Annotated in this window: 24 protein-coding genes and 1 tRNA gene; 16 read left to right on the top strand and 9 right to left on the bottom strand. The window is 65.3% G+C overall.

Annotation, left to right across the window (positions count from 1 at the left end; translation table 11 throughout):
- Positions 1–53 precede the first annotated feature (53 nt).
- From PV781_RS00205 to PV781_RS00225, 5 genes are all read left to right on the top strand, one after another.
- Complete coding sequence (locus PV781_RS00205; protein ID WP_274773642.1) at positions 54–617, top strand: PadR family transcriptional regulator; 564 nt, start codon at positions 54–56, stop codon at positions 615–617.
- 86 nt (positions 618–703) lie between these two features.
- On the top strand, positions 704–1,615 hold the full coding sequence (locus PV781_RS00210; RefSeq protein ID WP_274773643.1) for a LysR family transcriptional regulator: 912 nt from the start codon (positions 704–706) through the stop codon (positions 1,613–1,615).
- 184 nt (positions 1,616–1,799) lie between these two features.
- Positions 1,800–2,216, top strand: coding sequence for a DoxX family protein (locus PV781_RS00215; protein ID WP_274773644.1), 417 nt, complete (start codon positions 1,800–1,802; stop codon positions 2,214–2,216).
- 110 nt (positions 2,217–2,326) lie between these two features.
- Positions 2,327–3,187: a VOC family protein gene (locus PV781_RS00220; RefSeq protein WP_274773645.1), complete on the top strand. Its 861-nt coding sequence runs from the start codon at positions 2,327–2,329 to the stop codon at positions 3,185–3,187.
- Between the two features lie 76 nt (positions 3,188–3,263).
- Complete coding sequence (locus tag PV781_RS00225; protein ID WP_274773646.1) at positions 3,264–4,229, top strand: glutathione S-transferase family protein; 966 nt, start codon at positions 3,264–3,266, stop codon at positions 4,227–4,229.
- Between the two features lie 66 nt (positions 4,230–4,295).
- On the opposite strand, the gene PV781_RS00230 is transcribed toward PV781_RS00225, so the two are convergent.
- A complete protein-coding gene (locus tag PV781_RS00230; protein WP_274773647.1) occupies positions 4,296–5,618 on the bottom strand; it encodes an MFS transporter in 1,323 nt (440 codons plus the stop codon).
- 306 nt (positions 5,619–5,924) lie between these two features.
- Between PV781_RS00230 and cyoA the strand changes: the two genes are divergently transcribed.
- The 7 genes from cyoA to PV781_RS00265 all read left to right on the top strand — a co-directional run bounded on the left by cyoA (position 5,925) and on the right by PV781_RS00265 (position 12,800).
- Positions 5,925–7,076: a ubiquinol oxidase subunit II gene (cyoA, locus tag PV781_RS00235; RefSeq protein WP_274774138.1), complete on the top strand. Its 1,152-nt coding sequence runs from the start codon at positions 5,925–5,927 to the stop codon at positions 7,074–7,076.
- A gap of 12 nt (positions 7,077–7,088) precedes the next feature.
- Positions 7,089–9,098, top strand: a complete 2,010-nt coding sequence (gene cyoB, locus PV781_RS00240) for a cytochrome o ubiquinol oxidase subunit I (protein WP_274773648.1) — start codon at positions 7,089–7,091, stop codon at positions 9,096–9,098.
- A complete protein-coding gene (gene cyoC / locus PV781_RS00245; protein ID WP_274773649.1) occupies positions 9,095–9,724 on the top strand; it encodes a cytochrome o ubiquinol oxidase subunit III in 630 nt (209 codons plus the stop codon). The genes cyoB and cyoC overlap by 4 nt, the downstream gene beginning before the upstream one ends.
- A complete protein-coding gene (gene cyoD / locus PV781_RS00250; protein WP_274773650.1) occupies positions 9,721–10,128 on the top strand; it encodes a cytochrome o ubiquinol oxidase subunit IV in 408 nt (135 codons plus the stop codon). The genes cyoC and cyoD overlap by 4 nt, the downstream gene beginning before the upstream one ends.
- Positions 10,129–10,202: 74 nt before the next feature.
- Complete coding sequence (locus PV781_RS00255; RefSeq protein WP_274773651.1) at positions 10,203–10,889, top strand: SURF1 family protein; 687 nt, start codon at positions 10,203–10,205, stop codon at positions 10,887–10,889.
- Between the two features lie 104 nt (positions 10,890–10,993).
- Positions 10,994–12,277 (top strand): ATP-binding protein, encoded by a 1,284-nt coding sequence (locus PV781_RS00260; protein ID WP_274773652.1) that lies wholly within the window; start codon positions 10,994–10,996, stop codon positions 12,275–12,277.
- Positions 12,267–12,800, top strand: a complete 534-nt coding sequence (locus tag PV781_RS00265) for a response regulator transcription factor (protein ID WP_274773653.1) — start codon at positions 12,267–12,269, stop codon at positions 12,798–12,800. The genes PV781_RS00260 and PV781_RS00265 overlap by 11 nt, the downstream gene beginning before the upstream one ends.
- A 41-nt stretch (positions 12,801–12,841) precedes the next feature.
- Here PV781_RS00265 and PV781_RS00270 read toward each other — a convergent pair whose 3' ends face one another.
- From PV781_RS00270 to PV781_RS00295, 6 genes are all read right to left on the bottom strand, one after another.
- The gene (locus PV781_RS00270) at positions 12,842–15,127 is read right to left on the bottom strand and encodes a TonB-dependent receptor (RefSeq protein ID WP_274773654.1); all 2,286 of its coding nucleotides are present in this window, start codon (positions 15,125–15,127) and stop codon (positions 12,842–12,844) included.
- A 185-nt stretch (positions 15,128–15,312) separates the two neighbouring features.
- Positions 15,313–15,759 (bottom strand): DUF2946 family protein, encoded by a 447-nt coding sequence (locus PV781_RS00275; protein ID WP_274773655.1) that lies wholly within the window; start codon positions 15,757–15,759, stop codon positions 15,313–15,315.
- A 253-nt stretch (positions 15,760–16,012) separates the two neighbouring features.
- Positions 16,013–16,198 carry a hemin uptake protein HemP gene (locus tag PV781_RS00280; protein WP_274773656.1) on the bottom strand — a complete coding sequence of 62 codons (186 nt, stop codon included), beginning with the start codon at positions 16,196–16,198 and terminating at the stop codon, positions 16,013–16,015.
- Positions 16,199–16,283: 85 nt separating this feature from the next.
- Positions 16,284–16,520, bottom strand: a complete 237-nt coding sequence (locus PV781_RS00285) for a hypothetical protein (RefSeq protein WP_274773657.1) — start codon at positions 16,518–16,520, stop codon at positions 16,284–16,286.
- Positions 16,517–17,158: an SCO family protein gene (locus tag PV781_RS00290; protein ID WP_274773658.1), complete on the bottom strand. Its 642-nt coding sequence runs from the start codon at positions 17,156–17,158 to the stop codon at positions 16,517–16,519. The genes PV781_RS00285 and PV781_RS00290 overlap by 4 nt, the downstream gene beginning before the upstream one ends.
- 4 nt (positions 17,159–17,162) lie before the next feature.
- Positions 17,163–17,750 (bottom strand): copper chaperone PCu(A)C, encoded by a 588-nt coding sequence (locus PV781_RS00295; protein ID WP_274773659.1) that lies wholly within the window; start codon positions 17,748–17,750, stop codon positions 17,163–17,165.
- A gap of 687 nt (positions 17,751–18,437) precedes the next feature.
- Here PV781_RS00295 and PV781_RS00300 point away from each other — a divergent pair.
- Positions 18,438–18,514, top strand: a tRNA-Asp gene (locus PV781_RS00300).
- 173 nt (positions 18,515–18,687) lie between these two features.
- Positions 18,688–19,998, top strand: coding sequence for a GGDEF domain-containing protein (locus PV781_RS00305; RefSeq protein WP_274773660.1), 1,311 nt, complete (start codon positions 18,688–18,690; stop codon positions 19,996–19,998).
- Positions 19,999–20,034: 36 nt separating this feature from the next.
- Here PV781_RS00305 and PV781_RS00310 read toward each other — a convergent pair whose 3' ends face one another.
- Positions 20,035–20,559 carry a carboxymuconolactone decarboxylase family protein gene (locus PV781_RS00310; RefSeq protein ID WP_274773661.1) on the bottom strand — a complete coding sequence of 175 codons (525 nt, stop codon included), beginning with the start codon at positions 20,557–20,559 and terminating at the stop codon, positions 20,035–20,037.
- 177 nt (positions 20,560–20,736) lie between these two features.
- Positions 20,737–21,423, bottom strand: coding sequence for a FadR/GntR family transcriptional regulator (locus PV781_RS00315; RefSeq protein ID WP_274773662.1), 687 nt, complete (start codon positions 21,421–21,423; stop codon positions 20,737–20,739).
- A 135-nt stretch (positions 21,424–21,558) separates the two neighbouring features.
- On the opposite strand from PV781_RS00315, the gene PV781_RS00320 reads away from it, so the two are divergent.
- The gene (locus tag PV781_RS00320; RefSeq protein ID WP_274773663.1) at positions 21,559–22,419 is read left to right on the top strand and encodes a fumarylacetoacetate hydrolase family protein; all 861 of its coding nucleotides are present in this window, start codon (positions 21,559–21,561) and stop codon (positions 22,417–22,419) included.
- Between the two features lie 98 nt (positions 22,420–22,517).
- Positions 22,518–23,498: a Bug family tripartite tricarboxylate transporter substrate binding protein gene (locus tag PV781_RS00325; protein ID WP_274773664.1), complete on the top strand. Its 981-nt coding sequence runs from the start codon at positions 22,518–22,520 to the stop codon at positions 23,496–23,498.
- Positions 23,499–23,501 lie beyond the last annotated feature (3 nt).

Here is a 23,501-nt window from a genome sequence, read left to right on the forward strand (position 1 = left end):
CTCTCTGGATGGTCTCGTTTCTATAGTCCAAAGCGTATGGTATGAATCGGACTATGTCAAAGCATGCTTCCCCCGGTGATGCCGCCGCCATCCGCCTGAGCCCGGTCTCCTATCTGGTGATGGGCCTGATCGGACTGCGTGGCCCCTCCACCCCCTATGAGCTGAAGCGGGCGGCCGGCCGGTCTGTGAACTATTTCTGGCCCTTCCCCCATTCCCAGCTCTATGGCGAGCCGGAGCGCCTCGCCGCATTCGGCCTGCTGGCGCAGGAGCAGGAGGAGGGGGGGCGGCATCGCAAGATGTATTCCCTCACCGAGGCCGGCCGGAAGGCGCTGGATGACTGGTTCCTGTCGCCTCCCGGTGAAGTCTTCGAAATGCGGGACATGGCCGTCCTGCAACTCTTCTTCTCCGAGTTCATGAGCCGCGAGCAGTTGGTGGCGCTCGCCGCCGACCAGATGCGCCTGTATCGCGAGCGGCTGGCCGTGCTGGAAGCGATCGCGGCCCAGAATGTGGAGCGCCAGGGCACCCGCCGCATGGCCCCCCTGGACCTGGGCCTGCGCATGGCGCGGACCTGCCTGGAGTTTTGGAGCGACATGGCGGCCCATCCTCCCGAAGCCTGACCAGGCGGATGACGGAAACGTCACTTCCATTCCACGCATAATGGGTCCGTATGGGCTTCCTTTGCGTCTCAAATGGAACGGGTCTCGTGGAACGTCTGGAATGCGACCGCATGTTCGTGGCGGTGCTCGACGCTGGCAGCTTTGCCGGTGGCGCGCGCCGGCTTGGCACCAGCAGCGGACAAGCCTCGAAGCTGGTGTCAAAGCTCGAGACCGATCTTAATGTCCAGCTCATCAAGCGCACCACCCGCGCCTTGTCGCCCACCGAGGTGGGTCAAGCCTATTACGAGCGCATCAAGGCCCTGCTGGAGGAGTTCGACGCGCTCGATGCCTCGGTGCGGCAGGCGTCGGGCACGCCCTCGGGCCGGCTGCGCATCACCGCGCCCATGTCGTTCGGCACCATCCAGCTTGCCCCCGTGCTGCTGGATTTCGCACAGGCCTTTCCCGCCATCCAGCTGGACGTGTCCTTCTCCGACCGGGTGGTGAACCTGGTGGACGAGGGGTTCGACGCCGCCATCCGCATCGGATCGCCCGGCGACAGCAGCCTCATCGCGCGCAAGCTGTGCGAGGCCCGCGTGGTGCTGGTGGCCGCGCCCGCTTATCTCGCCGCCCACGGCACGCCGGAGGAGCCCCAGCAGCTTCTGGGGCACGAATGCCTCATCGACACCAATTTCGCAGATCCGATGACCTGGGTTTTCAAGGGCGCGGATGGCGCGAGCGTGCCGGTGCCTGTGTCCGGGCGGTTGCGCTTTTCCAATGGCGAGGCGTGCCTTGCCGCGGCGGAGGCGGGGTTCGGCATCGCCAATATGCCGAGTTTCATTGCCGGCCGGAGTCTCAAGGCGGGACGGGTCGTACGGCTGCTGGCGCCGTTCGAACGCGACCCGCACGGGCTCTACGCGCTCTATCCGCCCGGCCGGCATCTGGCCCTCAAAGTGAGGGTGCTGGTGGATTTCCTCGCCAATTGCTTCCGCGGCAAGCCCGCCTGGGATCAGGGCTGGTGAGGGTCCGCGCCGGCACTAGGCCGGCGAACGGTTGGCGGGCAAGGAAGAAGCGCGCTGAGGTCTGGAGATTGCAACCGGACCATTCTTTCCAGATTGGAAGGAAACCCTGCGGGCCCGCCCGGATAATCATCGGATCGGGTTGGGGGCATCTTCCCGCCATCCTTCCTTTCCCCAGGACCTACCGATGACCGATACCCGCACCGCCCCCTATGCCGCCTTGCTGCTGCGCCTTGTGCTTGGCGTGCTGTTCCTGGCCCATGCCGGGCTTAAGATCTTCGTCTTCACCCCTGCCGGCACCGCCGGCTTCTTCGGCTCGCTCGGCCTTCCCGGATGGCTGGCCTATGTGACCATCGTGTGGGAAGTGGTGGGTGGCGTGGCGTTGATCCTCGGCCTCTGGCCGCGCTTGGTGGCGATCGCGGTGATCCCGATCCTCCTCGGCGCGCTCTTCACCGTGCACATCCATGCCGGTTTCTTCTTCAACAACCCCAAGGGCGGCTGGGAATTCCTCGCCTTGTGGATCGCCGGCCTCCTCGCATTGGCATTGCTTGGCGACGGCGCCTTCGCCCTGAAGCCCACCCCGCTCGGCGCCCGTTCGCGCTGATCCCCACGCCCCTCGTCGTCCGGCCGAACGTGCTAGGTTCGCGCCGGACGGCCGGGAACGGCCGGGGCCCAGGTCCGCATCGGATCGGCGCCGGTCCGGAGGACATGACCATGACCACTTCCCTTCCGATTGCTCCCGGCGCAATACCTGCGCTTTCTATGGGCCGCGTCGTCCTCACCGTGAACGATCTCGACCTGGTCGCGCGCTTCTACCGGAATGTGCTGGGCTTCGAGGCGCTGCGGTCCGATGGGACGGTGGCGGAGTTGGGCGCAGGAGGGGATGTGCTCCTGGAACTGCGGCAGGACCGCGCCGCCCGCCGCGCCACGCCCCGCGAGGCCGGTCTCTTCCACACCGCCTTTCTTCTGCCCGAGCGGGCCGATCTTGCGCGCTGGGTGAAGCATGCGGCCGCCGCCCGCGCGCCGGTGGTGGGGGCCTCCGACCATCTGGTGAGCGAGGCCATCTATCTGTCCGACCCTGAAGGCAACGGCGTCGAGATCTATGCGGATCGCCCGCCGCAAGCCTGGACATGGGACGCGGGGACCGTGCACATGGCCACAGAGCCGCTCGATGTGGACGATCTCGTTCAGGCCGCGGGTTCTTCGTCCTGGCGCGGAGCCCCGGAGGGCACCAGGGTCGGCCATGTGCATCTGAAAGTGGGCGCCTTGCCACCGGCCGAGGACTTCTATGCCGGCCTTCTCGGCTTCGGCATCACCAGCCGCTATCCCGGCGGAACCTTCTATGCCCTGGACCATTATCACCACCACCTGGCCACCAATGTGTGGAACAGCCGGGGCGCTGGCGTTCGGGCCTTTCCTTCGACTGGGCTTGCCGCCTTCGAGATCGCTCTGGATGCCGATCGCCTCGCCGCCATTGCCGCGCGGGCGGGCCAGGAGGCCGCGGACACGCTCGAACTCACGGACCCGTGGGGCACGGCAGTGCGGATCGTGACCGCTGGTGCGGCGCGCACCTGATGCGGTCAGGGCGGACCAGACGAACGGTGAAATGTTCTCCAACGCGCCGGGCGGCGCATGAAGGGATGATGCGATCATGCTGGTGGACGGCAAGTGGACCAAGGACTGGCAGCCCGTCCAGGGCACGGATTCCAAGGGTGGCTTTGTCCGCCAGGATTCAGGCTTCCGGAACTTTGTCACGCCCGACGGCGCTCCGGGGCCGACGGGGGAGGGCGGCTTTCCGGCCCAGGCGGGGCGCTACCATCTCTATGTGGGCTATATCTGCCCCTGGGCCTCGCGCACCCTCATGGCGCGCAAGCTGAAGGGGCTGGAGGATGCCATCTCGGTCAGCGTCGTGGAGCCGGCCCTCACCGACCAGGGCTGGCGCTTCGGCGACTATCCCGGCGCCGACAGGGACACGTTGAACGGCGCCACTTACATGCACGAGCTCTATAGCCGGGCGGACCCTCACTATACCGGACGCGCCACCATTCCCGTCCTTTGGGACAAGGAGCGCGGCACCATCGTGAACAATGAATCCGCCGACATCATCCGCATGTTCAATAGCGGCTTCGGCGCGTTGGCATCGTCCGGAATTGATCTCTACCCGGAAAATCTGAGGGGCGGCATCGATGCCCTGAATGCCGACATCTATCCCACCCTCAATAACGGGGTATACCGCGCCGGCTTCGCCACCACCCAGGAGGCCTATGAAGAGGCGTTCTGGGACGTGTTCGGCATGCTCGACCACCTGGAGCCGCGTTTGGCCGAGGGCGGGCCTTTCCTGTTCGGGGAGCAGATCACGGAAGCCGACATCCGCCTGTTCGTGACGCTGGTGCGGTTCGATGCGGCCTATTACGGCCTCTTCAAGTGCAACCTGCGCCGCCTCGCCGACTATCCCGCCTTGTCGGCCTATCTGCTGCGCGTGCTGGCGGTGCCCGGCGTGCGGGAGACCGTGAATATCGATCACATCAAGCGGGGCTATTATTCCATCAAGGCGCTCAATCCCTCGGGTGTGGTCCCGGTGGGACCCGACCTGCCGGGGATCGAGAGCGTGGGCTAAGAGGCCTGTTCAGAAAAGAACGCCCGGGCTTCTGGCCCGGGCGTTTTTGCGTGGGGGTCCTGCCGTCTATTCGCCGGCCGCGAGGCGCAACTGCTTGTTGAACCGCAGCGCCAGGAGTGTGCACACCGCGCCGGAGAGCAGATACACGCCGGCGGCCATGATGCCGAAGTTCGACGAGAGCAGCAGCGCCGCCAGCGGGGCGAAGCCCGCGCCAAACAGCCAGGCGAGGTCGTTGGTGATGGCCGAGGCGGTGTAGCGGTAGGTGCGCGTGAAGTTGGATGCCACCACACCCGAGGACTGGCCGAACGAGATGCCCAGCAGCACGAAGCCGGTGACCATGAACAGCGCCTCGCCGGCAAAGCCCGCGTCCAGAAGGTGCGGAGCAAAGCCGCTGAAGACCGCAATGGCGATGGCCGAGCCGCCCAGCAAGGTCCGTCGACCCACTTGGTCGGCGATTCGGCCCGATGCGATCACCGCCAAAAGGCCGAAGCCGGCGGCCACGCATTCGATCAGCAGGAAGCGGGTGGGGCGCTCGTCGGCGAACAGGTAGACCCAGGACAGTGGGAACACCGTCACCATGTGGAACAGCGCAAAGGTGGCGAGCGGCGCGAAGGCACCGACCGCGATCTTGCGGCCTTCCGAGGCAAGGGTGGCGCCCACCGGCGCGGCGCTGAGATCGCCGCGGGCGAACAGTTCCTGATATTCGGGCGTCACCACCATGCGCAGGCGGGCGAACAGGGCCACCACATTGATGGCGAAGGCGACGAAGAAGGGGAAGCGCCAGCCCCAGCTGTAGAAATCATCCGCCTGAAGCGTGCCGGAGAAATAGGCGAACAGGCCCGCGGCCACGATCAGGCCGATGGGTGCGCCAAGCTGGGGCAACATGGCGTACCAGCCCTTTCGGCCCTCGGGCGCGTTCACCGCGAGCAGGGAGGCGAGGCCATCCCAGGCGCCACCCCATGCAAGACCTTGGCCGATGCGGAACATGGCCAGCAGCCACACCGCCAGCGGGCCAACCTGTTCCCGGCTCGGGAGGAAGGCGATGGCGACCGTGGAGACGCCCAGCAAGAAGAGCGCGGATGTCAGCTTCGCCCCGCGACCGTATTTGCGGTCGACCGCCATGAAAATGGCGGTGCCGAACGGCCGGGCGATGAAGGCGAGGGCGAAGAGGGCGAAGGAGTAGAGCGTTCCCGTCAGCGGATCCACGTTCGAGAAGACGAGGTGGGGGAACACAATGACAGAGGCGATGCCGAACACGAAGAAGTCGAAGAACTCCGACGTGCGGCCAATAACGACGCCGATGGCAATCTCGCCCGGATCGACGCGGCCGTGATGGCTGGTTTGAGCGGGAAATCCTTCCCGTCCGAGGGTGCCTGCGGAGTGAACCATTTTTTCCGCCTCGCTGACTTGAGCCTATGGGCAACAGTCTAGATCAGAGTCGGTTCCATAGTCCCGCTCAATTTTGATCTAGATCATGGCCGTAAAGAAGGGCCTCTACGGCAAGGCGTTGGAAACGATTTTTCATCTTGATCAATACTGCAGCGCACCATTATCGGAACATTTTACCGTCAAACTTTCGCCCGCTCCCTTAACGGGATTGGACAAATTGTCCAATGTCCCAATTGCTGCGCTGCATCTAGCGATGCCCCCCAAACGGCAACGTTCCTGCCTGATGGTCCGAAGACAGGTGAAATGGTGAGACGCTTCCGATTTATCGCCCTGCTCCCGCTCGTTGCTCTCCTGTGCGGGTGCAACTTTGTCGTGCTCTCGCCGTCCGGCGACATCGCCATGCAGCAGCGCGACCTGATCATCGTGTCCACGGTGCTGATGCTCATCATCATCATCCCGGTCATGGTGCTCACCGTGCTGTTCGCCTGGCGCTATCGCCAGCAGAACACCGAGGCCACCTATGACCCGGACTGGCACCACTCCACCAAGCTCGAGCTGATCATCTGGGGCGCCCCGCTCCTGATCATCATCTGCCTGGGCTCGCTGACCTGGGTGGCCACCCACCTGCTCGATCCCTACCGTCCGCTGGCGCGCATCGCGCCGGACCAGCCCATCCCTGCCGGCACCAAGCCGCTGGAAGTCCAGGTGGTCGCGCTCGATTGGAAGTGGCTGTTCATTTATCCCGAGCAGGGCGTGGCTTCGATCAACGAGCTGGCGGCTCCGGTGGACCGGCCCATCACCTTCCGCATCAGCGCCTCCTCGGTGATGAACTCCTTCTACATCCCCGCCTTGGCCGGCCAGATCTACGCCATGCCGGCCATGGAATCGAAGCTGCACGCGGTCATCAACCAAGCCGGCACCTATCGCGGCTTCTCGGCCAATTATTCCGGCGCCGGCTTCTCCGGCATGCACTTCGCCTTCAAGGGCCTCTCCCACGCCGATTTCGACAAGTGGGTGGCCGATGTGAAGGCGGGCGGCGGCGACCTGACCCGCGAGAGCTACCTGGCGATCGAGCGGCCGAGCGAGAATGTCCCCGTCCAGCACTTCGCCAAGGTGGACCCCGAGCTCTTCAACGCCATCGTCAATCTGTGCGTCGAACAGGGCAAGATGTGCATGGCCGACATGATGGCCATCGACGCCAAGGGCGGCCTCGGCATGGCCGGCATCAACAATGTGATGCCGGTGACCTACGACAAGTATGCCCGCCGCGGCACCGTTCTCGGCGGCGAGAAGAACAGCTTCGTGGTGGGCATCTGCGCCCCCGAGGACCTGACCGGCCCTGCCGCCACCGTCTCCACCGCCGCCGGCCTTGCCGCCGGTGCCAAGCGGGGCTTCACGCCCTTCAACGCCTCATCGGATGAGATCCTTCCGATGCTGCGCAAGCCGTCCAACTCCTGAGACTGCGCCTCCATGTCTGTTTCCCACATCGAAACGAGCCCGATCTTCGGGCGGCTCACGCTGGAGAGCCTGCCGTTCCACGAGCCGATCCTGGTCGCCACCTTCGCCGTGGTGGCGCTGGGTGGCATCGGTGTCGTCGGCGCCCTCACCTATTTCCGCCTCTGGGGCTACCTGTGGCGGGAATGGTTCACCAGTGTCGATCACAAGAAGATCGGCATCATGTACATCGTGCTCGGCATCATCATGCTGCTGCGCGGCTTTGCCGACGCCATCATGATGCGCCTCCAGCAGGCGCTGGCCTTCGGCGGGTCCGAGGGCTACCTGCCGGCACACCATTATGACCAGGTCTTCACCGCCCACGGCGTGATCATGATCTTCTTCGTCGCCATGCCTCTGGTGACGGGCTTCATGAACTATGTGGTGCCGCTGCAGATCGGCGCCCGCGACGTGTCCTTCCCGTTCCTGAACAATTTCAGCTTCTGGATGACGGCGGGCGGCGCGGTCCTGGTGATGATGTCGCTGTTCATCGGCGAGTTCGCCAAGACGGGCTGGCTGGCCTATCCGCCGCTGTCGGGCATCGCCTACAGTCCGGATGTGGGCGTCGACTATTACATATGGGCGCTGCAGGTGGCGGGCGTGGGAACGACCCTATCCGGCATCAACCTCATATGTACGATCATCAAGATGCGTGCCCCCGGCATGACCCTGATGAAGATGCCGGTCTTCACCTGGACCTCGCTGTGCACCAACGTGCTCATCGTGGCGACCTTCCCGGTGCTCACCGCGGTGCTGGTGCTCCTGTCCCTCGACCGCTATCTCGGCATGAACTTCTTCACGAATGACTTCGGCGGCAGCCCGATGTTGTACGTGAACCTGATCTGGATCTGGGGCCACCCGGAGGTCTACATTCTGATCCTGCCGGCCTTCGGCATCTTCTCGGAAGTCACCTCAACCTTCTGCGGCAAGCGCCTGTTCGGCTATACGTCGATGGTCTACGCCACGGTGGTCATCACCATCCTGTCCTACCTGGTGTGGCTGCACCACTTCTTCACCATGGGCTCCGGCGCCAGCGTGAATTCCTTCTTCGGAATCACGACGATGATCATCTCCATCCCCACGGGTGCGAAGATGTTCAACTGGCTGTTCACCATGTATCGCGGGCGCATCCGGTTCGAGGTGCCCATGATGTACACGGTGGCCTTCATGCTCACCTTCGTCATCGGCGGCATGACGGGCGTGCTGCTGGCGGTGCCTCCGGCCGACTTCGTGCTGCACAACTCGCTGTTCCTGATCGCCCACTTCCACAACGTGATCATCGGCGGCGTGGTGTTCGGCATGTTCGCCGGCATCTACTTCTGGTTCCCCAAGGCCTTCGGGTTCCGCCTCGACCCCTTCTGGGGCAAGGCGTCCTTCTGGCTGTGGGTGGTCGGCTTCTACGCCGCGTTCATGCCGCTCTATGTGCTGGGCCTGATGGGCGTGACGCGCCGCCTGCGGGTGTTCGACGACCCCTCGCTGCACATCTGGTTCATCATCGCGGCCTTTGGTGCGTTCCTGATCGCGCTCGGCATCCTGTGCTTCCTGATCCAGATCGGCGTCTCGATCCTGAAGCGCGACCAGCTGCGCGATGTCACGGGCGATCCGTGGGACGGCCGCACCCTGGAATGGGCGACCTCCTCGCCTCCGCCCGCCTACAACTTCGCGTTCACCCCGGTCATCCATGACAGCGATGCCTGGTGGGACATGAAGAAGCGCGGCTACAAGCGGCCGCTGGAAGGCTTCAAGCCCATCCACATGCCGTCCAACACGCCCGCCGGCATCCTGCTCGCCGGCTGCAGCGTGGCCCTCGGCTTCGGCCTGATCTGGTACATCTGGTGGCTGGCCGCCCTGAGCTTCATCGCTCTCCTGGCCATCGCCATCGGCCATACCTTCAACTACCACCGTGATTTCTACATCCCCGCGGATGAGGTGGTGCGGACCGAAGAGCAGCGGACGCGCGACCTTGCCGGGCAGGTGACCCCATGAGCCAGACCTCGACCGCGACCACGGCCGAAGCCCCGGTCTTCTACGAAGTCGACGAGCACGCCCATCCCGAAGGCCACAGCACCGCGCTGGGCTTCTGGATCTATCTGATGAGCGACTGCCTCATCTTCGCGATGCTCTTCGCCACCTATGCGGTGCTCGGCGGCAATTATGCCGCCGGGCCGTCCCCGAAGGACCTGTTCGATCTCAAGCTGGTGGCGCTGAACACCACCATGCTGCTCCTGTCCTCCATCACCTACGGCTTCGCCATGCTCGCCATGGCCAAGGACAAGGTGAAGGAGGTGCAGGTGTGGCTGGCGATCACGGGCCTGTTCGGCCTCGCCTTCCTCGGCATCGAGCTCTACGAGTTCCACCACATGATCCATGAAGGTGCCACGCCCCAGCGCAGCGCCTTCCTGTCCGCCTTTTTCACCCTGGTGGGCACCCACGGCCTTCACGTCACCTTCGGCATCATCTGGCTGGTGACGATGATGGTGCAGGTCTCCAAGAAGGGTCTGATCGCGGCCAACAAGCGGCGCCTCAACTGCCTGAGCATGTTCTGGCACTTTCTGGACGTGATCTGGATCGGCGTCTTCACCTTTGTCTATCTCATGGGGGTGCTGAGATGAGCACCGACACGCACGCCAACACCGCCGCGCACGCCGAGGGCCACGGCCACGGTCATGATGCCCACGGTCATGACGAACACGCTCATGGCTCGTTCGGCAGCTACATGGCCGGCTTTGTCCTGTCGGTCATCCTCACCGCCATTCCCTTCTGGCTGGTGATGGGCGAGGTCCTGTCGGACAAGACGCTGACCGCCATCGTCATCATGGGCTTCGCCGTGGTGCAGATCGTGGTGCATATGGTGTTCTTCCTCCATATGACCCCGAAGGCGGAGGGCGGCTGGTCCTTCACGGCCCTCATCTTCACCGTGATCGTGGTGGTGATCGCCCTCAGCGGCTCGCTGTGGGTCATGTACCACCTCAACACGAACATGATGCCGACACACGAGATGAGCCAGCCGCGTTGAGCGGGGCATCTCCCACCGGACCGGGGGCGGGCGAAACGTCCCCCGGTCCCTCTCCGTCTCCCCGTCGCCGGCCGGTGGCGTTCTGCCTCTTCCTCTTGGTGGCGGCCGCGCTCTTCAGCGGCCTCGGCTTCTGGCAGGTGGAGCGGCGGGCCTGGAAGCACGATTTGATCGCGCGGGTGGATGCCCGGATCCATGCGCCGGCTGTTCCGGCACCCGGTCCGCAGGCCTGGCCGCAGGTCTCGCCCGACACATCCGAATATCTGCGCGTGACCGCACGCGGGCGTTTTGTGCCCGCCAAGGCCGCCCTGGTGCAGGCGGTGACGACGCTCGGCCCGGGCTTCTGGTTCATGGTGCCGCTTGAGACCGACCAGGGCTTCACCATTCTCGTCAATCGCGGCTATGTGCCCGGTGACTGGAAGGATCCGGCGGCCCGCACCGATCCCGCGCCGCCCGGCGAGGTCACCGTCAGCGGCCTTCTGCGTCTCACCGAGCCCGGCGGCGGCTTCCTGCGCGCCAATGATCCGGCCGGCGACCGCTGGTTCTCCCGCGACGTGGCCGCCATCGCCGCCGCGCGCGGCCTTGGCCCGGTCGCGCCTTATTTCATTGATTCGGACGCCGCGGGACCGGCGGGGCGCTTCCCGGCCGGCGGGCTGACGGTGGTGTCCTTCCCCGACAATCACCTCGTCTATGCCCTCACCTGGTTCGCGATGGCGCTGCTGTCGGCCGGCGCCGCCATCGCCTTGTGGCGGCGGCGGATCTGAGCCCGCCTCCCGGCATCTGTGCACCATCCCAAGGGCGCGCATCCGGTCTATAAGGGCTGAGGCTTCCTCGCCCGTCCTTCACCCCGAGCCCGCGTGTCCGCCTGATGCCCCTTTCCAATCCCGACATGGAGGGCAAGAAGAACCTGCTGTTGGTGATCCAGCTGCGCTGGATCGCGGCGGCCGGGCAGGTGGTGACCATCCTGGTGGCGGAGCTCTGGTATCGCATTCATTTGCCGCTGCTGGAAATGGCCTCCGTGCTGGGCTTTCTTGCGGCCCTCAACCTGGTGAGCGTGTGGCGGCACCAGCGTCAGGGTGTAGTGACCAACATGGAGCTCCTGGTCGAGCTGCTCCTGGATGTGACCGCCCTGACCATCCAGCTTTATCTGAGCGGCGGCATCACCAACCCCTTCATCTCGCTTTTCCTGCTCCAGGTGGGGCTGGGCGCCGTTCTTCTGGAGGCGTGGTCCGCCTGGATCCTCGCCACGGCGGCGGCGGGCTGCTTCGTGTGGCTGACCCGGGCCTACATGCCCCTGGTGCTGCCGCTCGGGCTCGATGAGAGCCTGGCCGAACTCCAGGTGCAGGGCATGTTCGTGTGCTTCGTGCTCACGGCGGCCCTGCTGGTCCTGTTCCTCAACCAGATCAGCCGGAACCTGCGGGACCGCGACGCGCATCTGGCTGACCTGCGCCAGCGCTCGGCCGAGGAGGACCACATCGTGCGCCTGGGCCTCCTGGCGTCGGGCGCAGCGCACGAATTGGGGACGCCGCTGTCCACCATCTCCGTCATCCTGAATGACTGGCGACGCATGCCGGTCATCAAGGCAGACCCTGACCTTGCCGAGGAGATCGCCGAGATGCAGAGCCAGATCGGTCGCTGCAAGGCCATCGTCTCCGGCATCCTGCTCTCATCGGGCGAGGCGCGCGGCGAGGGGACGCAGCGCACCACCGCGCCTGGATTCATCAACGAGGTGGTTGCCGAATGGCGGGACAGCCGCTCGCCCTCGGTCTTGGAGTTCCGCAATCTGGTGCGCAGTGCGGATCCCATCATCTCGGACACCGCCTTGAAGCAAGTCATCTTCAACGTGTTCGACAACGCCCTGGAGGCCTCCCCCGACTGGGTCAGCGTGACGGCCGAGGAAGCGGGGGGCGATCTTGTGATGACCGTGCGCGATGCCGGGCCGGGATTTCCGCCGGACATGCTGGATGAGATCGGCAAGCCCTATCGCTCCACCAAGAACCGGACCGGCGGCGGCCTCGGGCTGTTCCTGGTGATGAATGTGATCCGCAAGCTCGGAGGGCGCGTTACCGTACGGAACGAGTTGAACGGCGCATGCGTCACGCTTGCCTTCCCATTGTCCGCCTTGTCGCCGGGAGGCGCCCATGGACACTAATGGCCTGCTCCTGATCGTCGAGGACGACGAGACACTCGCCAAGGCGCTGCGTCGCTCCTTCGAGCGGCGAGACTATGATGTGCGCGTGTGCGCCACCATTGAGGGCGTGCGCGAGCTGATCGAGGACGCCAGCCCTGACTTTGCCGTGGTGGACCTGAAGCTGGCCAATGGCTCCGGCCTGGAATGCGTCAAGCTGCTGCACGGGCGCAACGAGGACTGCCGGATCGTGGTCCTCACCGGCTTTGCCAGCATCGCCACGGCGGTGGAGGCGATCAAGCTCGGTGCCTGTCACTACCTCGCCAAGCCCGCCAATACGGACGATATCGAGGCCGCCTTCGGGCGCGCGGAGGGAGACGAGACCATCGCGGTCACCGCCCGTCCCACGTCGCTGAAGAATCTGGAATGGGAGCGCATCCACCAGACCCTGGCGGAGACGGACTTCAACATTTCCGAGACCGCCCGGCGCCTCGGCATGCACCGGCGGACCCTCGCCCGGAAGCTGGAAAAGAAGCGCGTGCCATGAGGAGGCCGGCCGGGTCGCCCCCGGCCGGCTGAGGCGGACGGTCAGAAGGAGACCGTCACGCGGGTGTTGATGGACCGGCCGGGGCCCGCCACCGGATAACCCCAGGCGGGTGACGTGCCCATCATGGATGAGACCTGGTAGTTGACGAGGTTGGCTCCTCCGAGCGGCAGGTCATATTCGGTGTCGAGGATGTTATCGATGCCGAACGCGATGTTGACCTGGTTCCATTGGTAGCTGGTGCGGAAATTAAGCAGCGCATAGGCGGAGGTTTCCACCTCGTTGCGCACCTCGTTCACCAGCGTCTTCGCGCCTACCAATTGCACCTCGAAGCTGGAACTCCAGTTGCCGAGCGTGTGGTCCAGCGCCAGCGTCGCGTTGACGGGCATCATGTGATAGAGGTTGATGCCATCGGTGCGCTGGCCGCGCACGAAGTTCAGCGCGCCCCGGAAGGTGCCCTGGCCATAGGTGCGGTCGTCCCACAGTGCCAGCTTGCCATCGATGTTCACGCCATAGAGCCAGGCGTCGAAATTGGCGAACTGCAGGAACACGAAGGTGTTCTGCGCGGTGAGATTGTTCGGCAGGCTGGAGAGGCAGCCGGGCAGGGCGCAACGTTGGACGTCGATATAGTCCTGCACATAGCTGTAATAGGGCGAGACGCGCAGCTGCCAGACCTTGTTGGCCGGGTCGTGCCAGTCGGCGGTGAAGCTCACTGTGTGCGCCTTCTCGGGCACCAGGTCGATATTGCCCACATAGCCGTTGCCGTCGCCGAACCAGCCGATCATGTCCATGGCCATGGCATTGGTGGACCAGGCATAGCGCTCATAGAGGTTGGGCGAGCGCGTCTTGCGGGCAAGGCCGAACTCATAGAGCGAGAAGGCATTGGCCTCGTAGCGGACGATGGCGGAACCGTCGATGTTGAAGTCGGTGCGCTGGTGGCTGAGGGCGTTGAAGGCGGCGGCGTTGGCGCCGTACATCATTTCATTATAGCCCTGGACGTCGCCCGTATTCATCCAGACGATGTCGTTGCGCAGGCCGATGATGGTGGACCACTGGGCATTCACCTGCCGCTGCCACTCGGCATAATAGCCGAACCGCAGGCGCTGGCCGTTATTGATGTTGATGAAGGTGTTGGGTCCCATCATCATCGAGCCGTCGACGGGCGGCCACCAGTCGTCGAGATTGTTGTAGAAGAGGTCGTTGCCGACCCGCACCACGTCGATGGCGCTGGCGGCGATGGTGCCCTTCACCGTGTAGCCCATGTCGGTGCTGCGGGTATCCATGGGCATGTCGCCGGTCTTGTCCGGCTGGATGAAGCCCATGGTGTGGCGGACATTGTTGGCGAAGGCGGTCGCCTCCAGCTTGCCCCAGTCGAAATATCCCTCATAGGCCCCGTTCACGAACACCGACTTGTTGTCGACCATGTCCATGTATTGGTTCACATAGCCCTGATAGGGGATGAACTGCCCTCCCACCTGGACCGTCAGGAGGCCGTCATTCGCCAGCTTCTTGGAAATGCTGAGCGCGTGGTTCTGCGTCTCATACATGGTGGACTTGATGACGGTGCCGTTGCCGGACGTGTAGTCGCTGGCCCGCACCCAGCCGCCCGTATAGGTGACGCTGGTGTCCTCGTTTGAGGCGGTGGCGTTCACGTCGACGCCGTAGCCATTGCCGTTGCCCCGATAGAAGCCGGAGACGCTGCCGGTCACCTTCACCGCCTGTCCCGGCGTGAAGGCGGGAGGGGCCAGGGACACATCCACCCGCGCTCCCGTATAGTCGCCGCCGGCGCTGACCGGCGCGGTGGCGGTATACACTTTCACCTTCGAGATCTGGGCCGGGTTCACATAGGACAAAGGCGGATTCATCTCGTTCGGGCAGGCCGGCGAGAAGATCATGGAGTTGATGGCGACCTGGACGCGGTCCGCGCCCATGCCGTTCACCATGGGCAAGCTCGAAACGCCGCCAGCGCCCCAGGCGGCGCCGCCGGGAAGCCTGGAGACGAGCGAGCCGGAATCGCTGGTGAAGAGGGTCGCCCGCGCGGCCTCGTCAGCGGAGAGGGTCGACGTGTCGATAGGGGTGAAGGGGGCGAGCCCCGCGCCCCGTCCCCCGCTGCCACCGATGCTGGTGGTGGTCACCATGATGGTTGGAAGCTCCGGTTGCGGCGCGCTCATGCCGGCCGTTTGCGCGTGGGCGGGGCTGGAAGCGATCTGGAGCAGGAGGAGCACGGCCAGCGGCGCCATGGGAGCCGCCACAGCAAGGGGTGCGGGAGAGGCGAGGGCGGTGCTTCGGTGCAAGGCGCCGCGCAGGGGGGAGAGGCAGAAGTCTGTCATGTCGAACCGCAAGGTTGGGGCGCGGCATCGGCTGGTCGCGGGTGCTTACCCGTCGGGACCTGCGCGCCGGCGCAAGGAGGGAAGGGGAGGGTGCATCGGGACAGCCGTGGCCGGGCAGCCGCCGGCGCGAAGCGCAAGGCGTTGGCTGGACGGGAAGAGGGCGTGTTCCTGCGCGTCCGCTGGTTTCAGGTGACCCGAACGGGGGGATCGCGCGGGCGAAAGCCGGGGCGATCCGCCGGGATGTGAACCGGTTGCGCGTGGCCCGGCTGGAATCGCAGGGGGGTCGCGAGCCGCTCGATGTGCAAGTTCGGAGCGGGCGGCGGAAGGACCACCGCGTCCACCCGCGAGAGGCACAGCGGGCAGTGGAGGACGGCGGCTTGCGGGCCGTGCGGCACCCCATCGGAGGCCCCTTCGGCCCCCTCCTGGAGGTCACCGGCGCCGACGGTTGAAAGGCAAAGGCTCCCGGCATCGAACGCATTGGCGGCCTGCGCGGCCATGAGGCCGCTCGCCAGGACCACCTGAAACACCAGCGCATAGGCCAGGAGGAGGGGCAGAAGGGCGAACGTGGCGCGCGCGAGGCTGGACGCGCGAACGCCCGCCTTCGTCTTCGCCCGTGCCCGACCGCCCTGCATTTGTTTCCCCCTGCCCCGTTCCGCCCATCCCATGCCCATGGCGTGCAGGCTTCCGCGAAGGATCACATGCGGCAAGGGGACTGAGGGCGCGATCGCTCTCGAACTATGGCAGAATATTGCCTGAATGGCAGCTGCATTTCCACAATTTACGAAAGTAATGCTTAGATAATGAGTTGAAACTAAACGCGTTCGGGCACGCGTTTTCGTTCCCTGAGGCGGATCGCGTCAAGGTGAAAAACCGTAATGAGGAAACTTATTTTGTCAGAATGAGCGTATTTTTTCTTGTGAGTGTCAGTGTGTAGACTTGATCTCCATGGGCGATGCGAATCCGGCGGTCGCCCTGGAACAGGTCCCCGCTCTCGATGCATCCGCTCACCACCGGCACGGCCCGGACAGGCTTCGGCTGGGGCGGAGCAGGGGCCAGGCGAACGATGCGCATGCGTCCTCTCCCTCGCATTGGACTCATGACCGGCCAAGGCCGGAGCGAAGGGACACGGCCACGCCGTGTCCCGAGGGGCGCCTTGTCAGGCGCGGATCATGACCGGCAGCACGAAGCGCGCGAGCACCGCCATCTGACCAAAAATCCAGGCCAAGGCTGCCACGTCGCGCAGATCCAGGCCGTCCCCGCGGATATCGATGAGGGTCATTGCCCCCGTCAGACCCAGGCCCTGTACGCCGGCGGCAAAGAGAAATCCGGCTGCGGCGCCCGAGACGAAGGTCACCGCGAGGTCCGCGAGGGCGGAACGGGCTTCGGCCCTCATGACGGACCCGCCGATTTTGCCAGCAGCTCGCGCAGCTTGCGGTCGCGGGTGGCTTCATCATCCTTGTAGGCGATGAAGCCCTCATAGCCGCCCTTGGCGTCCATCAGATAGATGAGCGCCGTATGGTCCATGGTGTAGTCGCCGTCTGAAGTCGGCACTTTCCGCCAATAGACCCGATAGGCCTTGGCCGCCGCCTCCATCTCCTTCTGGCTGCCTGACAGCCCGATGATGCGCGGATCGAAGGACTGGAGATATCGGGCGAGAATCTCGGGCGTGTCCCGCTCGGGATCCACGGTGACAAACAGGACCTTCAGCTTGTCCGCCTCCGGTCCGAGCCGCTTCAGCGATTCGGACATTTCCCACAGGCTGGTCGGGCAGATTTCCGGGCAGTGGGTGAAGCCGAAGAAGATGGCAAAGGGCGCGCCCTTCAGGTCCTGGTCGGACAACGTGCCGCCTTTTGAGGAGGCCAGCTTGAAGGGGCCGCCAATGGCGGCCGGAGCGGCGGCGGAGGCCGAGCCGGACGGAGCGAGTCGGCTGCCACCGCCCGTGAACGGTGTCACCGCCAAGCCCGCGCCCAGCAGAAGCAGGGCCCCGGCCGTCGCGGCCAGGGCGAGCGTTGGAATCTTGAACCTGGCCATGGGGCTACTTGCCCGTAGCGGGCATGCTGCCGTGATCATGCCCGCTGGTCTGCGCCGCCAGGGCCTCCACCACATATTGCACCTGCACGGTGCCGGCCTTCTCGAAGGTCAGCGTCCCGTTCACCTTGGTGCCTTGCTTGAGCGGCTGGCTGAGGCCGATGAACATCACATGATAGGAGCCCGGCTTCAGCGCCATGGTGCCGGAGGCGGGAATCTCCACGCCGCCGGTGACGGGGCGCATGATCATGACGCCGTCCTTCATCGCCATTTCGTGGATCTCCACCTTCTGCACCCCGTCAAGGGTGCCGGCGATGAGATGGTCGGCGGTGGTTCCGGAATTCTTCAGCGTCATGTAGCCGGCGGCCACATTGGCGCCGTCTGGGGTGGCGCGGGTCCAGGGATGGTCGATCTCGATGGGCCCGACCTTGAATTCGTGCGCCAGCAGGGCCTGCGCCGAGAAGGTCAAAAGGAAGGCGGCAAAGGCGAGCGCAGCGACCACCTCCTCAACATAGAGGCGCTGCAAAAGGCGCGCGAGCGGGGCAGGCAGGCGAGACAGGGGCGCGGCGCGGCGCGCGCGAGCGGCAAAGCTCATGGGAATGCTCCTTGGCCACCGGGCAAGGCCGCGGCGGCACATCCGTCAGAAAGAGGGCGACAGCGAAAAGGCGGTCAGACCTGTGACGGAGGAGCGCGTGCCTGGGCGGCCGAGGAGCCAAGGCCCGCTCCCACCCGATGCGACTGGCCCTGTTGCGTGGCCATGTCAAAGGCGCGCGCCGGAAGCGGAGCGGAAAAGGCCGGAGGCGGTGCCACCGTGGGGCCGAACATGGGGCAACCGAGAATGCAGCAGTCGGCGGAGGGGCTCCCCCCCGGCGAAAGCGGCCCCTCGGAATCGGCGCCCGCCGCGGACTGGCAGAGGATGCCGGCCGATTCGAGCGTAAGGGCAGGTGTCGCCAACCCGACCATGAGCATCTGCAGGACAAGCAGATAGGCCGCCGCAAGGGCGGTCCATGCTCTCCAGGCAGGATGCGTGGTTCTCAAGGCCGGTCTTCCCGCGCACCATGCGCGGGGCGAGTATGACACCGAAAGGCGGGGGGCCGTAAAGGGTGCATCCGATGCGGCACGGTGCCTCGCGCCCCATGCAGGGACAAAGCGTCCACCGCCGCTGTCGCGAAAGTTTTGCACAGGGTCGGAAACGTCTGCGAGAGGGCCTGCTTGACTTGGACCCGAGGCGGCCTTATCGAAGCGCCACACCGACGCGGCGCCGCAAACGCACCGTCGCTTCGGGGGTGTAGCTCAGTTGGTTAGAGCGCCGGCCTGTCACGCCGGAGGTCGCGGGTTCGAGCCCCGTCACTCCCGCCATTCATTCCGAAAATCAAGACTGGAACGGATCGCTTCGCATGCGCGTCGGCGCAGAAGCGCACACCTTGGTCAAATGGTCCGCCAGCCTGTCATTGCTGCTGGACGGGCCAGCCGATAGGTTCGCGGCCGAGCCTTCTTTGCCGAGCTTTTGATTGCGAATGAACAAGAGTGCCGTGCCGTCGCACGCCGAACTTTGCCTGACCCTCCAGCACCTTGCCGCCGCCAGCGCCGACGACATCGTGAAACGATTCTATGCCGGGTTCCTGGATGATCCGCAGGCCCAGGCTTTTCTGAGCTCGGACATGGTGGAAGCGCGCCTCAAGCACTCCCTCCATCACTGGATCGTCTCCCTGTTCGCAGACGCGCAGATGGACGAGGCGGCGCAGCGCCAGATCGGCGAAGTTCATGCACGCATCAAGATCCCGCCCTCGCTGGTGGTGAAGGGTGCGGGCCTCATCAAGACCGAATTGCTGGCGCGGCTGGAAGGGTTGCCCATGGCGCTCCCGCATCTGGTGGCGCTCATCCGCGCCATGAATGCGCGCGTGGACGCCGCCGTTGCGGTCATGACCGATGCCTACATGGCCCGCTCGGTGCAACGCGCGCAAATGGACGAGGCCTATCGGCTGTTCGAGCTGGGCCAGGACATCACGCTTGAGCACGAGCGCCAGCGTGCCGAATTGATGGAGTGGAGCCAGGGGCTTCTGTTCGCGCTTCTCGATCCTGGCACGGGTGGATCGTTGCGCCGCATCTCCTCCGCGCCGTTCGGGCTTTGGGTCGTCCATCGCGCCGGCCTGCTTTTCGACGGGCGCAAGGGCCTCGACGATCTGGTGGCGGGCTTGCGGAAAATCGACCTTCAGATGCTCCCGCGCATCGAGGCGGCCAAGGCGTCGGGCAGCGCCGATCTCCAGCCCTTGGTGACGCAGCTCCAGCGCGTTGTGGAGGAACTGAAATTCCTGCTCGGCGAAATGTTCCAGTCCATCGCCGCCGTGGAATCGGGACGTGATCCGCTCACCCGTGCGCTCAACCGCCGCTTCATGGCGACGATTCTCGGGCGCGAAATCTCCATCGCGGCGAAGTCGGGTCGTCCCTTTTCCGTGCTGATGCTGGACGTGGACAACTTCAAGGCCATCAATGACCGGTATGGCCACGGCGTCGGCGACGTGGTGCTGCGCCATGTGGCCGAGCATGTGCTCTATTGCGTGCGGGCCAGCGACTTCGTGTTTCGCTATGGCGGCGAGGAATTCCTGATCGCGCTTGTCGAGACAGGGGGTGATGAAGCCATCATCGCGGCCGAGCGCATGCGCGCCACGCTGGAGGCCGCGCCGCTGCGCCTGCCGGACCAGAGCGAGACGCGGGTGACGGTTTCCATCGGCATCGCGGTCTATGGCGGGCACCCGGACTATGCAGTGCTCGTGGATCGCGCAGACCGCGCGCTCTATGCGGCCAAGGCGGCGGGGCGGAACAGGTCCGTCCTCGCCGAGTAATGTCTGGGTCCGTGGGGCCTGTGCACCCGGCGGCTCTCAGCGCTTGTCGTGCGAGTGGATCTCCAGCGCCTCCAGGAAGCGCGAGACCATGTTGTAGGCGCCGATGGTGGCGGTCAGCTCCACCATCTCTCGGTCGTTGAAATGGGCGCGCACGGCGGCGAACACGTCCTGCGGCACCTGGATCTGCCGGGTCATGGCATCCACATAGCCGAGCACCGCCCGCTCCTTGGCCGAGAACAGGGCGCTTTCCTTCCACTGGGCGAGGGCGTCGAGCTGTGCCTGGGGCACGCCTTCCTTCAGCGCGATCGGCACGTGCTGGTCGGCTTCATAGGGGGCGTTGTTGAGGCCGGCGATGCGGATGATGATCATCTCCCGCAGCCCACCGGGCAGCACGCCCTTCTGACGGATGGCGGTGAGGAGATTCAGCCAGCCCTCGGCCACCGGGCCGCTATGGATGAGCATCTGGTAGAGGTGAAGCAGGTTGCCGCGTTCGGCGACGATGCGATCCACCAGGGGCTTGACCTCGGGGGCTTCCGGATCGCCATAGGGAATGCGGGCCATGGGAGCGTTTCCTTGATTGGGCCACCGGGGCGCGAGAGGCGGCCGGCGGCGCGGTGCCCCTCGTTTTCGGGGGCGGCAGGGGCGGGGAGGACAATGGGCCTCCCGCCTCACCGGCTGGGAGGGATCATCCCTTCCGCGTCTCTAAAGGGGACCGCGCGGGAAGAAAAGGTCGCCGCCTCACACGCCCAGCAAGTTGCGCCGCACCGTGAGGAGATGCGCCGCGATGGCCGCCTCCGCCGCCGCCACGTCCCGAGCGCGGAGGGCGGCCACCATGACGCCATGCTCCACGGAATAGAGGGCGCGCCGCTCAGCCGTGATGGTGCGGCGCTTCAGGTCGCCCCACTCGGTCCGGTCGCGGGCGCCGGTGATGGCGCCATAGATGTCGATGATGAGCGGGTTGCGCGTCGCCTGGGCAATGGCTTCGTGGAGGGCCGCGTCCCAATGCTCGAAGGCTTCGAAATCCTCCGCCATGTCCGTGGCGCGGTTGCACTGGTCGATGCGCTCCAGGTCCGCGCTCGTGGCATTGGTGACCACCAAGGCGGCAAGGCGCGGCTCCACCACGAGGCGGGCGGCCATGATGTCGGCGGGGCTGGCATCCCGGCCCATCTGGGGCAGGGCGGGAGCAGGGGCCGCCTTTGGCGCCTCCGCCACATAGGTGCCGCTGCCCACGATCCGAACCACCTGGCCCCGCGCTTCCAGCACGGAAAGGCCGTCACGCACCGCGCTGCGCGGCACGCCCAGTTTCTCGGACAAAGCGCGCTCCGTCGGCAGCTTGGCGCCCGGACTGAAGTCGCCGCCCTTGATCGCGGCAGCCAGGAAGTCATGCACCCGCGCCGATTGCTTGGTGGCGGCTGGCGCGCTCATCCGGGAATGGTCAACCAATCTCTCACCCATCGCGGCAATGGTTCATCTATTTTTGCGCTGTACAACAGGCATCGGCTTCATATAGTCAACCAATCCATCAATGTCCACAAATTGGTTGACCAAAGAAGCCCGATCATGAAATTGGCCACTTTTGAATTCGAGGGACGCACCCAGGTGGGCGTCGTGGATGCGCAGGCCGGCACCGTCCGTCCGGTGAAGGCGGGCGGCATGCTCGAACTGATCGCCGGCTGGCAGGCCCACCAGGACGCGCTCGCCGCCGCCGGCGAACCCATCGCCCTCTCGCAGGTCCACCTGCTCGCCCCCATCCCGCGCCCGAGCCGCAACATCATCTGCGTCGGCAAGAACTACCGCGAGCATGCCAAGGAATTCGCCCAGTCCGGTTTCGAGGCCGGTGCGGTGGCGGGTGCCGAGATCGATGCCTATCCGGCCGTCTTCAGCAAGCCGCCGGCCACCGTGGTGGGGCCTGGCGCGACAGTTGAGACCCATCCCGGCGTCACCGACGCCATCGACTATGAGGTCGAGCTGGCGCTCATCATCGGCAAGGGCGGGCGCAACATCGCCAAGGCGGACGCCTTCGACCACATCTTCGGCTACACCATTGTGAACGATGTGACCGCCCGGGATCGCCAGAAGAATCACAAGCAGTGGTATCTGGGCAAGGCGCTCGACACTTTCTGCCCCATGGGTCCCTGGATCACCACCGCGGACGAGGTGGACGCCACCAACCTTCAGGTCCAGTCCTGGGTGAATGGCGAACTGCGCCAGGATGCCAACACGTCCGACCTCATCTTCGACATTCCGACCCTCATCGCGTTCATCTCCGGCGGCTCCACGCTTGAGCCCGGCGACATCATTGCCACCGGCACGCCCCAGGGCGTCGGCATCGGCTTCAAGCCGCCGAAATTCCTGAAGTCTGGGGATGTGGTGCGCCTCGCCATCACCGGCCTCGGCAGCCTGGAGAACCCGTTCCACTGATCCTTTAGGCGCGGCGGCCGTGTCGCCGCGCCTGGCATCGCCCTGTGCATCAAAAAACAAGCGGCCCGAAGCGGCCATGATCCCTTAGGGAGGTCCCCATGTTGAAACGCCTCGCCCACGGCATTGCCATCCTGTCCGCGCTTGCCATCGCCACGCCCGCGCTGGCGCAGAATGCGGCGCAGTCCTATCCCTCCCGCGCGGTGAAGATCATCGTGCCCTTCGGCCCCGGCGGCCCGGCCGACCTTTATGCCCGCCTCGTGGGCCAGCGCCTCCAGGAGGTGTTCAACCAGCCGTTCGTGGTCGAAAACCGTCCCGGTGCCGGCTCGGTGATCGGCACCGTTGAAGCCGCCAAGGCCCCGGCGGACGGCTACACGCTGCTGATGATGTCGAACACCCAGACCGCCAACGAATCCCTGCTGCGCAAGAAGCCCTACGAGCTGATGCGCGATTTCGTGGGCGTGTCGCCGGTCAATTATTCCGACCTGGTGATCGTGGTGAACCCGCAGGTTGAGGCGCGCACGCTCAAGGAGTTCATCGCCTACGCCAAGGCCAATCCCGGCAAGATCAACTATGCCTCGTCGGGCCAGGGCACGCCCTACCATATGGCCACCGAGCTGTTCCGCGCCATGAGCGGCACGGACATGATCCACATCGCCCACAAGAGCAGCGGCGATGCCCGCAACAATGTGGTGGGCGGCCATGTGCAGATGATGATGGATGCGGTCACCACCATGGCGCCCATGGTGCAGGCGGGGAAGGTGATTGCCCTGGCCACCACCGGCCCCACCCGCTCCACCGTGCTGCCCAATGTGCCCACCGCCGAGGAAGCCGGCCTGCCCGGCTACCAGGCCTCCATCTGGCTCGGCTTCATGGCGCCCGCCGGCACGCCGCGCGAGATCGTCGACAAGCTGAATGCCGAGATCGTGAAATATCTCAGCAATCCCGACCTCAAGATCGACTGGGGCAAGACCGGCGCCGTGCCCATGATCATGACGCCCACCCAGTTCGACGATTATCTGAAGGCCGACATCGCCAAGTGGCGGGGCGTGGTCGAGAAGTTCAACATCACGGCCGACTGACCC

The organism is Aquabacter sediminis (assembly GCF_028863665.1).
Classification (GTDB): Bacteria; Pseudomonadota; Alphaproteobacteria; order Rhizobiales; family Xanthobacteraceae; genus L1I39.

What these genes read in the sequence shown, in the direction of transcription:
- PV781_RS00205 (WP_274773642.1), top strand. Translation starts at nt 54, where the DNA reads ATGTCAAAGCATGCTTCCCCCGGTGATGCCGCCGCCATCCGCCTGAGC.
- PV781_RS00215 (WP_274773644.1), top strand. Translation starts at nt 1,800, where the DNA reads ATGACCGATACCCGCACCGCCCCCTATGCCGCCTTGCTGCTGCGCCTT.
- PV781_RS00220 (WP_274773645.1), top strand. Translation starts at nt 2,327, where the DNA reads ATGACCACTTCCCTTCCGATTGCTCCCGGCGCAATACCTGCGCTTTCT.
- PV781_RS00225 (WP_274773646.1), top strand. Translation starts at nt 3,264, where the DNA reads ATGCTGGTGGACGGCAAGTGGACCAAGGACTGGCAGCCCGTCCAGGGC.
- PV781_RS00230 (WP_274773647.1), bottom strand. Translation starts at nt 5,618, where the DNA reads ATGGTTCACTCCGCAGGCACCCTCGGACGGGAAGGATTTCCCGCTCAA.
- cyoB (WP_274773648.1), top strand. Translation starts at nt 7,089, where the DNA reads ATGTCTGTTTCCCACATCGAAACGAGCCCGATCTTCGGGCGGCTCACG.
- cyoC (WP_274773649.1), top strand. Translation starts at nt 9,095, where the DNA reads ATGAGCCAGACCTCGACCGCGACCACGGCCGAAGCCCCGGTCTTCTAC.
- cyoD (WP_274773650.1), top strand. Translation starts at nt 9,721, where the DNA reads ATGAGCACCGACACGCACGCCAACACCGCCGCGCACGCCGAGGGCCAC.
- PV781_RS00260 (WP_274773652.1), top strand. Translation starts at nt 10,994, where the DNA reads ATGCCCCTTTCCAATCCCGACATGGAGGGCAAGAAGAACCTGCTGTTG.
- PV781_RS00265 (WP_274773653.1), top strand. Translation starts at nt 12,267, where the DNA reads ATGGACACTAATGGCCTGCTCCTGATCGTCGAGGACGACGAGACACTC.
- PV781_RS00270 (WP_274773654.1), bottom strand. Translation starts at nt 15,127, where the DNA reads ATGACAGACTTCTGCCTCTCCCCCCTGCGCGGCGCCTTGCACCGAAGC.
- PV781_RS00275 (WP_274773655.1), bottom strand. Translation starts at nt 15,759, where the DNA reads ATGCAGGGCGGTCGGGCACGGGCGAAGACGAAGGCGGGCGTTCGCGCG.
- PV781_RS00280 (WP_274773656.1), bottom strand. Translation starts at nt 16,198, where the DNA reads ATGCGCATCGTTCGCCTGGCCCCTGCTCCGCCCCAGCCGAAGCCTGTC.
- PV781_RS00285 (WP_274773657.1), bottom strand. Translation starts at nt 16,520, where the DNA reads ATGAGGGCCGAAGCCCGTTCCGCCCTCGCGGACCTCGCGGTGACCTTC.
- PV781_RS00290 (WP_274773658.1), bottom strand. Translation starts at nt 17,158, where the DNA reads ATGGCCAGGTTCAAGATTCCAACGCTCGCCCTGGCCGCGACGGCCGGG.
- PV781_RS00295 (WP_274773659.1), bottom strand. Translation starts at nt 17,750, where the DNA reads ATGAGCTTTGCCGCTCGCGCGCGCCGCGCCGCGCCCCTGTCTCGCCTG.
- PV781_RS00310 (WP_274773661.1), bottom strand. Translation starts at nt 20,559, where the DNA reads ATGGCCCGCATTCCCTATGGCGATCCGGAAGCCCCCGAGGTCAAGCCC.
- PV781_RS00315 (WP_274773662.1), bottom strand. Translation starts at nt 21,423, where the DNA reads ATGAGCGCGCCAGCCGCCACCAAGCAATCGGCGCGGGTGCATGACTTC.
- PV781_RS00320 (WP_274773663.1), top strand. Translation starts at nt 21,559, where the DNA reads ATGAAATTGGCCACTTTTGAATTCGAGGGACGCACCCAGGTGGGCGTC.
- PV781_RS00325 (WP_274773664.1), top strand. Translation starts at nt 22,518, where the DNA reads ATGTTGAAACGCCTCGCCCACGGCATTGCCATCCTGTCCGCGCTTGCC.